The sequence below is a fragment of the Pedobacter sp. MC2016-24 genome (assembly GCF_015223055.1).
Classification (GTDB): Bacteria; Bacteroidota; Bacteroidia; order Sphingobacteriales; family Sphingobacteriaceae; genus Pedobacter.
The window spans coordinates 1-743 of record NZ_JADFBX010000046.1; the positions used below are offsets into that span (position 1 = coordinate 1).

At 40.1% G+C, this 743-nt stretch carries 1 protein-coding gene; it reads left to right on the top strand.

Annotated features, from left to right (window positions below):
• Positions 1-673, top strand: a 673-nt coding sequence (locus IM797_RS28190) for an MbnP family protein (protein ID WP_194130565.1), incomplete at its 5' end; no start/stop codon positions are given.
• Positions 674-743 lie beyond the last annotated feature (70 nt).

A 743-nucleotide genomic window follows, 5' to 3' on the forward strand; every position in this document is an offset into this window, starting at 1 on the left:
TCCTTATAAAAACGCCGCTGGTGAGACCTTTACCGTATCCAGAATTCAGTATTTTATCAGCAACATTAAGGTGACCACTGCGGCTGGAAATACCTATACCGTAAAACAGGATAGTAGTTATTTCTTGATTAAAGGTGATGATAAAGCTACCCGGTTTGCAAAGGTGAAAGTGCCTGAAGGCGATTATACCAATTTAACTTTTACGTTGGGTGTAGACAGTTTACGCAGTACCATGCCTATTGACAAACGTACAGGTGTACTTGATCCGGCGGCAGGTGGTGGCATGGAAGATGGTGGCATGTATTGGGGATGGAACAGCGGTTATATTTTCTTTAAGTTCGAGGGGAACTCTAATGTCATTTCAGATAATGCCTCTGGTGATCCTACTGGTAAGAAGCAAATGAAGTACCATGTTGGCTTTTTTGGTGGCTACAGTGCACCAACACTGAATAACATCAAAGTGATTAATGTGGATTTAAGGACAGCGGGGATCGCTAAAGTTAGGAAAGACCGCCAAAGTAACATCCATCTTTTTGTAGATCTGATGAAAGTATTTAACGGTAAAAATGTCTTTAAAATAGCAGAAAGACCAAACGTGATGTTTGACGATTTCAGTGCTAAAATCGCGGCTAATTTCCCGGAAATGTTTAGGCATGACCATACTGAAAATTAAGTAACATGAACAATAAACACTGGATCGTACTGTGTCTTTTTGGCCTTTTTATATTGGCCTGTAAAAAAGA